At 72.8% G+C, this 12426-nt stretch carries 10 protein-coding genes; all 10 read right to left on the bottom strand.

All coding sequences use genetic code 11. The annotated features are described in order from the left end of the window. Positions 1 to 36: 36 nt before the first annotated feature. Complete coding sequence (locus ACZ4VA_RS00400) at positions 37 to 1338, bottom strand: SUKH-4 family immunity protein (RefSeq protein ID WP_468079045.1); 1302 nt, start codon at positions 1336 to 1338, stop codon at positions 37 to 39. A gap of 183 nt (positions 1339 to 1521) precedes the next feature. After that, positions 1522 to 1644 carry a hypothetical protein gene (locus tag ACZ4VA_RS00395; RefSeq protein ID WP_355781661.1) on the bottom strand — a complete coding sequence of 41 codons (123 nt, stop codon included), beginning with the start codon at positions 1642 to 1644 and terminating at the stop codon, positions 1522 to 1524. Further along, entirely contained in the window at positions 1641 to 3944 is a 2304-nt protein-coding gene (locus ACZ4VA_RS00390; protein ID WP_355781658.1) for a xanthine dehydrogenase family protein molybdopterin-binding subunit, read from the bottom strand. Before ACZ4VA_RS00390 ends, ACZ4VA_RS00395 begins: the two co-directional genes overlap by 4 nt. After that, positions 3941 to 5812, bottom strand: coding sequence for a 2Fe-2S iron-sulfur cluster-binding protein (locus tag ACZ4VA_RS00385; RefSeq protein ID WP_356172840.1), 1872 nt, complete (start codon positions 5810 to 5812; stop codon positions 3941 to 3943). The genes ACZ4VA_RS00390 and ACZ4VA_RS00385 overlap by 4 nt, the downstream gene beginning before the upstream one ends. Then, complete coding sequence (locus ACZ4VA_RS00380; protein ID WP_355793981.1) at positions 5809 to 6705, bottom strand: FAD binding domain-containing protein; 897 nt, start codon at positions 6703 to 6705, stop codon at positions 5809 to 5811. The genes ACZ4VA_RS00385 and ACZ4VA_RS00380 overlap by 4 nt, the downstream gene beginning before the upstream one ends. Before the next feature lie 279 nt (positions 6706 to 6984). Beyond that, on the bottom strand, positions 6985 to 8613 hold the full coding sequence (locus ACZ4VA_RS00375; RefSeq protein WP_356172842.1) for a beta-N-acetylhexosaminidase: 1629 nt from the start codon (positions 8611 to 8613) through the stop codon (positions 6985 to 6987). 4 nt (positions 8614 to 8617) lie between these two features. Continuing rightward, a complete protein-coding gene (locus ACZ4VA_RS00370; protein ID WP_388903929.1) occupies positions 8618 to 9478 on the bottom strand; it encodes a carbohydrate ABC transporter permease in 861 nt (286 codons plus the stop codon). Further along, positions 9475 to 10473, bottom strand: a complete 999-nt coding sequence (locus ACZ4VA_RS00365) for a carbohydrate ABC transporter permease (RefSeq protein ID WP_468079042.1) — start codon at positions 10471 to 10473, stop codon at positions 9475 to 9477. The genes ACZ4VA_RS00370 and ACZ4VA_RS00365 overlap by 4 nt, the downstream gene beginning before the upstream one ends. A 4-nt stretch (positions 10474 to 10477) precedes the next feature. Then, positions 10478 to 11785 (bottom strand): extracellular solute-binding protein, encoded by a 1308-nt coding sequence (locus ACZ4VA_RS00360; RefSeq protein ID WP_355785732.1) that lies wholly within the window; start codon positions 11783 to 11785, stop codon positions 10478 to 10480. 329 nt (positions 11786 to 12114) lie between these two features. After that, positions 12115 to 12417: a DUF3039 domain-containing protein gene (locus ACZ4VA_RS00355; RefSeq protein ID WP_356172847.1), complete on the bottom strand. Its 303-nt coding sequence runs from the start codon at positions 12415 to 12417 to the stop codon at positions 12115 to 12117. Positions 12418 to 12426 lie beyond the last annotated feature (9 nt).

The following is a 12426-nucleotide window of genomic DNA, read 5'->3' as shown; positions in this document are numbered from 1 at the left end:
CCCCCGCGTCGGACAACGCGTCACGATCACGCCGCCTCACGACCACATCCAGAGGCCTCCGCCTATTCCCTCCTGCCAGATGTGGGGCCAGTGCCCTCGGTCGTCGTCCCCGGAGTCCGTCGGCGTCCGGTCGCCGGCGACAGCATCAGCCCCCGTCAGGGCCGGCGTCGCGGTGGTCGTCAGGTGGGCGTAGGAGTCCGTCAGGCTCTGCGTCGGGGCGAGTGACCTCACGCGGTGAAGCAGCCAGAGGGCGAACGCGAGGGTGGAGACGTCTGTGTTCAGCGGGCGTAGGGCGCCGTCGCCGTCGCTCCAGGCGAGGACCGCTCCCGTCGTCCCGTCCACGACCAAGTCGGCGGCCCCGGTCAGGTGACCCAGGCGGATCAGCCGGTCCGCGCCCGATGGGAGTTCCTCGTCGGGGAAGTCCCCCGGCCACTGGTCCGCGCAGTACTCGGCCAGCGTCCGCAGCGGCGCCTCCGTATCGAGCTGGAACACGCCGCCGTTCTCCGGCAGTCCCGTCTCGCGCAGGAAGCGGCGGGTCGGTTCGTGCGTCAGCGTCGGCGGGAAGTCGACCTCCTCGAAGCGCATGATCCCGCCTGTGCCGAACTCCTCGTCCAGCAACCTGCGCGGCAGCTCCAGGACCAAGCCGCCCTCGGAGCCCCCGATCCGGGCCAGCGGGCGCACCACAGCCGCCGCCGTCCAGAACGGCGGAAGCGCCCCGGCACCCACGCTCCGCTCGAACACCGCGGTCAGCTGCGCCGACGCCCGCTCCACCGCCTCGGGCCCGAACCGGCCCGCCAGGGACGCGGACCGCCCGCGCACCGAGGCCAGTTCCTCCGTCGCCGCAGTGAAACGCAGGACCGCCTCCAGCGAGGGCGCTGACAGAGGAGGGCCGGTGAGGGCCGCATCCCTGCGGGAGTCCGTGAAGTCCGTGAAGTCCGCGACGGAAAGCTCCCCCGGGATCTCCGTCATCCCCGTGAGCCCCGTGCCGCCCGTCACCCCGGCCATCCCCCCAGCCCCCGTCGGCCCCTCCAGGACGATCGACTCCAGCTCTCTGTCGTAGGCGTAGGCGTGGGCGGGGTCCGTGACCAGGTCGTTCCGCAGTTCGGCCGCGAGCCTGTCGAGGGTGCCGAGAGCGTCGAGGGTGTCGAGCGGGTCGGTCAGGTCCGTTGCCTGGCGGGGCTTCCGGGCGCTGGGCGTCTTCGGTCCCCGCTGCGTCGCCCCGGACGGCGGCAGGCCGACGGTCAGCGGGAGCCAGGACGGCACGCGCGCGGCGTACCGGTCGAGCTCCTCGTCGGCCGGTCCGATCGCACCGCCGACAACGGTGTCAGTCGTGATCATGGCTCCCCCGCGCATGTGAACGCATTCGTGCTTCCCCCGTGCGGAACCTCCCGCCACCCGGCGGCAGTTCTCCCACTGCCCAGAACCCTACGCGGCACCACTGACAACGCCGGGAACTCCAGGGGCATCACGCACGACGCACCACGTAAGACGTCAGGAACGCGGAAAAGGCTGCTTCGGGGCTCAGGCGAAGTACACGCCGCCGAGGACGACCACCACGGCCGCCGCCACGAACACCAGGACCCACAGCAGCAGCCGGCCCACCGCGGGAGCGGGCTCGTAGCGCGGTGGCTCCGGGGCCGTCACGCGCCGGTCACCACCGCGGCCTGCGGCCGGATCGGCAGCCGGTTGACGGGGCGGCCGGTCGCCGCGCGGACGGCCGACGCGATCGCCGCCGGGGACGTCACGACCGGCACCGCGCTGACCGCCTTCGCTCCGAAGGGGGCGACGACGTCCCGCTCCTCGACCAGCTTGACGATGCGGATGTCGGGCGCGTCCAGCGAGGTCGGCAGCGCGTAGCCGGTGAGGTCGGGGTGGCGGACCAGACCGCGGGCGGTGCGCAGGTTCTCGGTGAGGGCCGCGCCGACCCCCTGCGTGACGCCGGCCTCGATCCGGGCCGTGACCTGGGCCGGGTTGAGGATGCGGCCGACGTCCTGGGCCAGGGCCAGTTCGACGACGCGGACCGAGCCGAGTTCGATGTCGACGTCCACCACCGCGCGGATCGCGCAGAACGCGAGGCCGACGAACGCGTCGCCCTGGCCCGCGGCGTCCAGCGGCTCCGTCGGGTGGGGCCGGCACTGGGCGGTGGCCCACAGCTCCTTGCCGTCCAGCGCCTCCGTGACGGTCGTCGAGAGCACGCCGTCGTACGACGTGATCTTGCCGTCGGTGATCTGGAGCAGCTCCGTGGACATCCCGAACTTGTGCGCGAGCGGCTGGAGGAGCTGCGTGCGGACCATCTTGGCGGCGCGCTCCACCGCCCCGCCCGACACCCAGGTGTGGCGGCCCCGGCAGCTCGGGCCGGCCGGCGGCTGGTCGGTGTCGACGGGGGCCACGTAGACCTCGTCGATACCGAGGGTCTCCTGGACGATCTGGCGGGCGAGCGTGGTGAAGCCCTGCCCGGTCTCCACGGCCGCGCACAGCACCGTGGCGACGCCGTCGTGGACCTTGACGGTGGCCGTCGAGACCTCGTCCGCGCCCTCGGCGCCGAGCATGTGCACCATGCCGACGCCGTAGCCGACGCCCCGGCGCACCGCGCCCGGTTCGCCCGCGCCCTCGGGACCGCCGGGCAGCAGCCACTCGTCCTCGGGGGTGTCCTTGGGCAGCGCGGGCAGCGGGAAGTCCCGCACCGCCTGGAGCAGTTCGGCGACCGGCGCCGGGCAGGTCACCGTCTGTCCGGTGGGCAGGACATCGCCGGTGGCCATCGCGTTGCGCAGGCGCAGCTCCGCGGGGTCCATGCCGAGCTTCTTCGCCAGCTTGTCCATCTGCGCCTCGTAGGCGGCGCAGACCTGCATGGCGCCCTCGCCGCGTACGTGGCCGGAGGGCGGGTTGTTGGTGCGTACGGCCCAGCCCTCGATGAAGGCGTTCGGGACGACGTAGGGGCCGCAGGCGAAGGAGACGGCGGCGGCGAGCGCCTCGGAGGACGTGTCGGCGTACGCGCCCGCGTCCAGGAGGATCTGTGCCTCGACCTTGACCAGCCTGCCGTCGGCGTCCGCGTGGTGGCGGTAGCGCAGCAGGGTGGGGTGGCGGTGGGCGTGCCCGAGGAAGGACTCCTCGCGCGTAGCGGTGAGTTTGACCGGGCAGCCGGTCTTCAGCGCGAGCAGGCCGAGCGGGAGCTGGATGCCCTGGTCCTCGCGGTCGGCGGTGGCCCCGGGGACGCCGGTGACGACGACCTTGACGCGGTCGGGTTCCAGTCCGTAGCAGGCGGCGGCCGCGTCGCGGTCGGTGTGCGGGTCGGTCGACGCCACGTAGAGCTCGACGCCGCCGTCCGGGCGGGGCACGGCGAGGCCGGCCTCGGCGCCGACGGGCGCCGGGTCCTGGCGGCCGATGCGGTACAGGCCCTCGACGACGAGTTCGCCGGCCGCGTCCGGGTCGCCGTGGCGCAGCGGGATGTGGCGGATCAGGTTGCCGTCGGGGTGCAGGGGTTCGGCCTCGAAGGCCGCTTCCGGGTCGGTGACCGGGTCGAGCACCTCGTACTCGACGATGACGGCGGCGGCGGCCATCCGCGCGGTGTCGGGGTGGTCGGCGGCGACGGCCGCGATGGGCTCCCCGTGGTGGCGTACGACCTCGGAGGCGAACACCGGCCGGTCGGCCTTGCCGCGGCCGTGCAGCGCGGTGCCGGGCACGTCCTCGTGGGTGACGACGGCGTGGACGCCGGGCATCTCACGCGCGTGGGTGGTGTCGATGGACACGATGCGCGCGTGGGGGTGCGGCGATCTCAGCACGGCGGCCCAGAGCAGGCCCTCGGCCCACAGGTCCGCGGCGTACGGGAAGGTGCCCTCGGTCTTGGCGCGGGCCTCGGCGGACGGCAGTGACGCGCCGAGGCCGTGCGGCAGCGGTTCGGGGGCGGGCGGTGCCGCGGTGGTCTCCGTGGCGGCTTCGTTGCTCACGCCTGGCCTCCGTCCTGGCCGTACGGCTGGTCGTGCGGGGTGGCCGGTTCGAACGCCGACCTGTTGACGCCGCCGTCGCCCGGGCCCGCCTGGTGCGGGATGCGGGCCTCGTCGCCGTCCTGGTCCCCGTTGGCGGAGTGCGCCTCGCGTTCGGCGACGACCTCGCGCACGGCGTCCAGGACGCCGCGGTAACCGGAGCAGCGGCACAGGTTTCCGCAGAGGGCCTGGCGGGCCTCCAGCTCGGTCGGCGCCGGGTTGCCCTCCAGCAGGTCGTGCACGGTCATGGCCATGCCCGGAATGCAGAAACCGCACTGGACCGCACCGCACTTGGCGAGCGCCCGCTGCACGTCGGAGGGCTGTCCGTCGGCGGCGAGGCCCTCGACGGTGCGCACCTCGCTGCTCGCGGCGGTGACCGCGGGCACCAGGCAGGACGCCACGAGCCGGCCGTCCACCTGGACGTTGCAGGCGCCGCACTCGCCCTGCGAGCAGCCGTCCTTGGCGCCGGCGAGGCCGAGGCGCTCGCGCAGGACGTAGAGCAGCGATTCGCCGATCCAGGCGTCGGTGACGGGGCGGTCGGCGCCGTTGACCCGCAGGACGTACGACGACATGGGGTGCTCGTCGTGCGCGGGGGCGGGGGCTTCGGTGGTGTCGGTGGTGTCGGTGTCCTCGGAGGCGGACCGTTCCGCCGGGGCCGCGTCGGGTCCGGCGGCGTCCGGGGTTTCGGACGTCACCGGGGCCGACGGGGACGTCTCGTAGGCGGTGCCGGTGGTCTCGGGTCCGGCGGACTCGGGGCCGGTGTCCGGCGCGAACTCCGCCGTCTCCCGGGTGCGGCCGCCGGCCTCGAACTCCGGCCCGGCCGCCTCGAACCCGCGCCCCTGCGTCTCGTGGCCGTGCGGGACCGTCTCGTGGTCCTGCGGGGCCGTCGTGTGTGCGTGCGCGCCCGTCGCGTGGCCGTCCGCGGCCGCCCCGGGTCCGGGCGCGCCCGTGTCGTGGCCGTGCGGAGCCGTCGCCGGTCCGTCCTCGGCCGTCTCGTACGGGTGCGCGTCCGCCTCGGCTCCGCGCCGGGCGTCCTCGTGGCCGTCACGTCCGTAGCCCTCGCGGGCCACCGCCTCAGCGGCCTCAGCGGCCTCGTGGACGCGCTCGGACGCCTCCTGGGCGGCCTGCGCGGTCGCGCCGGGGTAGGAACCGCCCGGCGCCTCTCCCGGCGCCTCAGCGGCCGTTCCGGCACTCGCGTCCGGAGCGTGCTCGCGGGGGCCGGCGAACCACGGCTCGCCCACGGTCTCGGTCGCCCAGGGCGCAGCGGCGCCGCCGGGGAGCGTGGCGGGCGGCGTACCGCCCCACTGCTCGACGAGCGACGACGTGGTGAACTCGCCCGACTCGTCCGGAAGATCACCGCCGGCAACCGGGATCGACCACTGCCCGGTGACGTCGTGCCCGGCGGGCTCGTGCCCGTAGGACGCGCCGTCGGAGGGCTGCTGCCCCTCGGCGGCGTGCGAGCCCTCGGCGTCCGCGAAGGTCCACTGCCCGGTGGCTCCCGGCCGGTACGAGAAGCCGTCGTGGGCGCCCTCCTGGGGCACCGCGTTCGGGTCCGGCCACTGGACGCCCTCGGCCGGCACGGCCCAGCTGCCGGTGGCCGCCGGGTCGGTGCCCGCGGTGGTGGCGGGGGTGACCGTTATCTGCGGGGGCACGTAGCCGTGCCCGGGGGCCGCGAGCGGGCTGTCCCGTTCCGCCAGGAGGGCGTCCATGCCCCCCTCGGGGAGCTTGACGAAGGCGGTGGCGCCGTCGTCGTAGTCCCCCTGCGGCAGCCGCTCCCAGGCTCCGTGGGTGCCGCCTCGGGGGGCGTCCTCTCCGTGCTGGTCGTCGGTCACGACAGCGCCCTCCCCAGTGCTCGTCGGGCCAGCGCGGCGACGGTGCGCCGCAGGTGCAGTACGGCGGGCGGAAGCTGCGGCAGGGAGCCGTCCTCCGCCGGGACGGGGTCCGGGATGCAGGCCGCGGCGACGTAGTCCCCGAAGGCTCCCAGCGCCTCGGGCACCAGGGCGCGGTTGTTGTCCCAGTCGATCAGCGAGGCGACCCACTGCTCGGCGTCCAGGGGGCGCAGCGGCATCGGCGCTATGGCTCCGACGGCGCACCGCACCCCGCGCCGGGCGGGGTCGAGGACGAGCGCCACGGAGGCGATCGCCCGGCCGGGTCCGGTGCGTCCGGTCGCCTTGACGAAGACCTGCGGGGCGTGCAGCAGCGGCACGCGCACGTAGCCGATGAGTTCGCCGCCGCGGAGCATGTCGACGCCCGCGAGGAGGTGCGAGACCGGGATCTCGCGGCGGCCGCCGGCGGGGCCCGCGATGATCAACGTGGCTTCCAGGGCGGCCAGTACGGGCAGCGCGTCCCCGGTGGGCGAGGCGGAGGCGATGTTGCCGCCCAGGGTGCCGGCGTTGCGGATCTGCGGCGGTCCGGCGGCGCGGGCGGCGGCGGCGAGCGCGGGGATGAGGGCGGCGAAGTCGGGGCGGCCCATCCGCGCGTGGGTGAGGCCCGCGCCCAGCAGGGCGTGGCCGTCCTGGTACTGCCAGCCGCGGATCTCGCTGATGCGTCCGAGGCCGACGAGGGCGGCGGGCCTGAGCTGCCCGGAGTTGACGGCCGCCATGAGGTCGGTGCCGCCCGCCACGGGTACGGCGGCCGGCATGGCGGTGAGGGCTGCCACGGCCTCGTCCAGCGAGCCGGGCAGCGTGACGGCTGCCTGCGCCGCCTGCGGTGCTTGCGTGGTCAAACCGGCTGCCCCTTCCCGCTGCCCCACCTGGTCCCACCTGTGTTGCCGTACGGTACGTGCTGACAGGGCGGACGTGGCAACTCTGGCACATCTTCCCCGGCCCTCGACGCGGGGGTCCGCTAGGAGGCATTCGCCCCTCTCACCTGCGAGATGGTCCGTTTTCGCACGGCATCGCCGGTCCGGGCGAATTGGCACTCTTCGGTGACTCCCGGGGCTTTCCTCCGGCCGGCCGCGCTCCCGGGGTGCGCACTCCCCCGGGGCGGCCCTCAAGGCGGCTCCTCAGGCGTTCGGCGGCGCCCCCTCGATCGGGCGTCCGAGCACCCCGGGCCGCCGCTGCCACGGCCGGGGTCCCGTGGGCGGCCGGTAGGCGACACCGAGCGCGTCGAGCCGCGCGTAGTGGGCGCCCATCCGCCGCTCGAACCCGGCGAAGTCCCGTTCGGCGGGGGCCGGCAGGGCGCTCCAGGCGACCTCGGCGAACGCCGCGAGCCGCGGGAACACCTGGTAGTCCACGCGCGCCTGGTCCTCCATCACCTCGGTCCACACGTTCGCCTGGGTGCCCAGCACGTGCCGCGCCTCCTCGGGGGTCAGCTCCGGCGGCACGGGCTCGAAGCGGTAGACGTCCTCCAGGGTGCGGACGTAGCCGATGGGCACCGGCTCGTCCTCGCCGCCGTGCTGACGGTGGTCCAGGTACACCTGCTGCTCGGGGCACATGACGACGTCGTGGCCCGCGCGCGCGGCGGTGATGCCGCCCTGGTAGCCGCGCCAGGAGGACACGGCGGCGCCCGCCGCGAGTCCGCCCTCCAGGATCTCGTCCCAGCCGATCAGCCGACGCCCGCGCGCGGAGAGCCAGTTGTCGAAGTGTCCGATGAACCACGCCTGGAGCCCGTCCTCGTCCCCGACTCCGAGTTCCTCGATACGTGCCTGCGCGGCCGGTGAGCGCTTCCACTGGTCTTTGAGGCACTCGTCGCCGCCGACGTGGAAGAACGTCGAGGGAAAGAGTTCGAGGAGTTCCTCGAAGACCCCTTCGTAGAAGCGGAGGGTGTTGTCGGTGGGGGCGAGTACGTTCTCGGAGATGCCCCAGTTGTCCCAGACGGAGAGGGAGGCCGTGTCGACGACGTCGGAGTTGCCGAGTTCCGGATACGCGGCGATGGCGGCCTGCGAGTGCCCGGGGATGTCGATCTCCGGGACGACGGAGATATGCCGCTCGGCCGCGTAGGCGACGATCTCGCGGATGTCGTCCTGGGTGTAGAAGCCGCCGTGCGGTTTCTCCTCCCACAGGGGTGAGGCGCGGTGGCCGAATTTCGTGCGGGACCGCCAGGCGCCGACCTCCGTGAGTTTCGGGTACTTCTTGATCTGGACACGCCATCCTTGGTCGTCCGTCAGATGGAAGTGGAAGACGTTGAGTTTGTGCGCGGCCAGCAGGTCCAGATAACGCAGGACCCCTTCCTTGGGCGTGAAGTGGCGGGCCACGTCGAGCATCAGGCCGCGCCAGGGGAACCGCGGGCCGTCCTCGACGGACAGCCGCGGCACCGTGTGGCGTCCGCCCGGGCGGACGGGGGCACGCCGGAAGGCGTCGGGGCCGAGCAGCTGACGCAGCGTCTGGGCGCCCCAGAAGACGCCGGCCGCGCCGCCGCCGGTGATCTCGACACCCCGGTCCGCGCTCGTGACCAGCCGGTACGCCTCCGGTTCCAGACCGGCGTCGAGACGCAGCCGTACCGTGTTCGCGCCGTTCGCGCCGTCCTCCTCCCCCGGCGGCAACGGCAGACCGAGCGCCGCGCCGAGGACGGAGCGCAGCCACCTCTGCGTGCCCTCCGTGCCGGGCGCGCCCCACAGGGCGGTCGCCTCGTCGAGCACCGTGTCGCCCGCTGCCGGGCCCGTCACGGCGCGCGGCGCCGGAATCAGATCCATCACGTCAGTCCTTTACCGCTCCGCCGAGGCCCGAGACGAGCCTCCGCTGTACGAGTACGAAGAAGATGAGTACGGGAATCGTCATGAGCGTGGAAGCCGCCATCACGCCGCCCCAGTCCGGCTCGTCGGGTTTGTAGAAGACGAGCAGGGCCATCGGCAGGGTGGACTGGGAGGTGTCGCTGATGATGAACGACTTGGCGAACAGGAAGTCGTTCCAGGCGGAGATGAACGAGAAGACGCTCGTGGCCACCAGTCCCGGGAAGACGAGCGGGAACAGAATCTGCCAGAGGAATCGCGTCCGGCTCGCTCCGTCGATGAACGCCGCCTCCTCCAGCGCCTCGGGAACCGCCTTGACGAAACCCCTCAGCATCCAGATCGCGAAGGGCAGCGAGAAGGCGATGTGGGGCAGGATCAGCGAGCCCAGGGTGTTGAGTTGGCCGAGGTCGCGCATGACGAAGAAGAGCGGGATCGCCAGCGCCTCCACCGGCACCATCTGCGCGATGAGGAACATGATCAGCAGGGTGGTGCGGAAACGGAAGCGGAATCGTGTCACCGCGGTCGCGGCGAGAAAGGCGACGAGCGCCGAGACGACGACCACCGAGCAGGCGACCACGAGGCTGTTGACGAAGTACCGGCCGAATTCCTGTTGCCCGAGGACGCGCCGGAAGGAGTCCAGCGACGGCGAGTTGGTCCAGGGCCGGGGTTCGCTGGACTCGATCTCCCCCGCCGGCTTGAAGGCGCCCAGCACCATCCAGTAGAGCGGGAAGGCGACGGCCACCGCGATCAGCAGCGCGGACGCCTCCGCCGCCAGCCGCCAGGGACGCCGGGGGCGCAAGGCTCCCCGCACGGTGTCCAGAGCACTCACAGTTCCTCCCCCTGCCGGCGCAGCAGCCGCAGGTACACCAGCGTGACGGCCATCAGCAACAGCAGCATCACGACGCCGATCGCGGAGCCGAGGCTGTACTGGGACGAGGCGAACGCCTTCTGGTAGGCGTACACGTTCAGCACGAGGTTCTGCCCGGCGATGCCGCCGCCGTTGGTCATGACGTAGATCTGCGTGAAGACCTTGAAGTCCCAGATGACGGACTGGATCGTGACGACGACCAGGATCGGCCGGAGCATCGGCGCGAGCACCGAGCGCCACACACGCCACTGCGAGGCGCCGTCCAGGGAGGCCGCCTCCAGCACCTCGGACGGCACGGCGCGGATGCCCGCGTACACCGTCACCATCACGAACGGGAAGGAGCACCAGACGACTTCGAGCAGGACGAGCGCGAAGGCGCTGTAACGCCCGTACGTCCATGAGTGGTCGCCGAGCCCGAGGACGCGGTTGACCGGGCCGAAGTCGGGGTCGAAGAGGAACAGCCACACCGTGGAGCCGGTGACGGCCGGGGTCGCCCAGGCACCGAGCGCCGCCAGCATCAGCGCGAGCCGGGGCAGTGCCCGGACCCGGGTCAGCAGGACGGCCAGCGCGCAGCCGGTCGCGAGGGTCGAGACGACGCACGCCGCCGCGAACACCACGGTGGCGAGGAGCACCCGCCAGAACTCGTCGTCGGCGACGAGCGTCGCGTAGTTGCCGACGCCCTGGAAGGTGGTCGGTTCACCGCCGCTGACCTGGGCCTGGGTGTACTCCAGGAACGAGATCAGGCCGAGCTGGTAGAGGGGGTAGACGAGCAGGCCGGCGAGGACGACGAGGGCGGGGGCGAGGTAGAGCCAGGGGGTCCAACCACCGCGCCCGCGCCGCGACTTCACGGGCTTCGTCTTCGCGACGGGGGCCGGCCGGGGCCGTTCGCCGGGCGGTCCGGCGGGTCCGTCCGGGCCGGGCCGCCCGGCGACGCGGAGGGTTTCGTGCGCCGTCATCGGTTCAGCCGACGGAGCTGAAGGCGTCGTCCATCTTCTTCGCCGCGTCCTTCGAGGCCCGCGGCACGTCCTTCTTGCCGCTGACGACCTCCTGGAACATGGTCGGCAGGACGAGCGAGGCGTCGATCTGGGCCCAGGCCGGCGAGGCGGGGACGAACTTGGCGCCCGCGGCGAGGGTCTTGACGAAGGGCTCGACGAACGGCTCCTTCTTCGCGACGTCGGCCCGCACGTCGGTGTACGTCGGCAGGAAGCCCATGGCGTCGAAGAGTTCGCCCTGCGTCTTCTTGGACGCGAGCCGCTTCAGCAGGTCCACGGCGAGGGAGCGGTGCGAGGTGCTCTTCAGGACGCCGAGGTTGTTGCCGCCCGCGAAGGCCGGGGCTATCTCCCCCTTCTTCAGGCCGGGCAGCGGGACGACGGCGTACTTGCCCCGAACCTTTCCGGCTTCCACGGCCGCGTGGCTGAAGTCGCCGCCGATGGCCATGCCGGCCTTGCCCGCGGCGAAGGCGGTGACGGTGTCGTTGCCGCCCATGCCCGCGCACTTGGCGGCCGGGCAGTTGGTGTCGCCGAAGAGCGAGGTGTAGGCCTTGATGCCCTTCTGCGCGGCGGCGCTGTCGATGGCGGAGGCGTACGAACCGCCCTTGCCCCGGGCGAGTTCACCGCCGTTGGCCCAGATGAAGGGCATCGCGCCGTAGGTGTAGGCGCCGCCGACCGCGAGGCCGTACAGGTCGGGCTTCGCGGCCCGGATGCGCCGTGCGGTGTCGATCAGTTCGGCCTGCGTGCGCGGCACGTCGAGGCCGAGGTCCTCGAAGACGTCGGTGCGGTAGTACAGGGCGCGCACGCCGACGAAGAGGGGGGCGCCGTAGACCTTCCCGTCCACCGTCACGGACTGGCGGGCGGTCGGATCGGAGTCCTTGGCCTCCTTCCAGTCGGTGAACTCCCGTGTGATGTCGGCCAGTCCACCGTCCTTGACGTAACCGGCGGTGTCGGTGTTGCCGTACTCGATCACGTCGGGCGCGCTCTTCGGGTCGTTGAAGGCGGCCTTGATGCGCTGGGCGCGCGTCTCGACGGGGATGTACTCGACCTTCACCTCCGCGCCCGGGTGCGCCTTCTCGAAGCCGGCCACGGCGGCGCCGACGACCTTCTCCTTGGGCGCGTTGGCGACCTCCTGGAAGAGCCACACGCGCAGGGTGCCCTTCTTCTCGTCCTTGCCGGAGGAGGAGTCGTCGGACGTCTGTGGGGCGCAGGCGGTGGCGGTCAGCGTGGCCGCCACCAGGGCGGCCAGCGACGCGGTCAGGCGGACAGAGAGCTTCATCGAGCATCCTCCGGGGGGAGTGCGTTGCAACATACGCAATGGCGGTTTCGCACTGCACAACACACCGGAGGCTATGGAGTAGAGGAAGGCGCCCACAAGAGGTCTCAACCACTCTGTGACCCCGGGACGCACTCCGTGCAACGGGCGGACCGCGACGGCTCATCCGGAACCGCACTGCCCGGACCCGGCCGACTTCACCGGACGCCCCCGGGACGGGAGCCGCGCACGCCTCAGGGCACGACAAGGCCGCGGCACCCCGGTCCGGGGTGCCGCGGCCGTGCTGGATCCACGCGGCTGACGCGCCGAGGGAGGGCGGGACCGCCCGCGCCCTACTTCTTGTCGCCGCCCTTGCCACCGTCCTTGTCGCCGCCGGCGCCCATGGACTCGTAGATCTCCTTGCACATGGGGCACACGGGGTACTTCTTCGGGTCGCGGCCCGGGACCCACACCTTGCCGCAGAGGGCCACGACGGGCGTGCCGTCGAGGGCGCTCGCCATGATCTTGTCCTTCTGGACGTAGTGGGCGAAGCGCTCGTGGTCGCCGTCGCCGTGCGACGTCTGCGGCGTCGGCTCTACGAGGGTCCCCGTCCCAGTACCTCGCTGGGGCTGGGTCTCAGGCTCAAGAGTGCTCATGTCCGCAAG

It is taken from the genome of Streptomyces sp. NPDC028308 (assembly GCF_055565855.1).
This window is presented reverse-complemented; position numbering and strand designations above follow the sequence as displayed.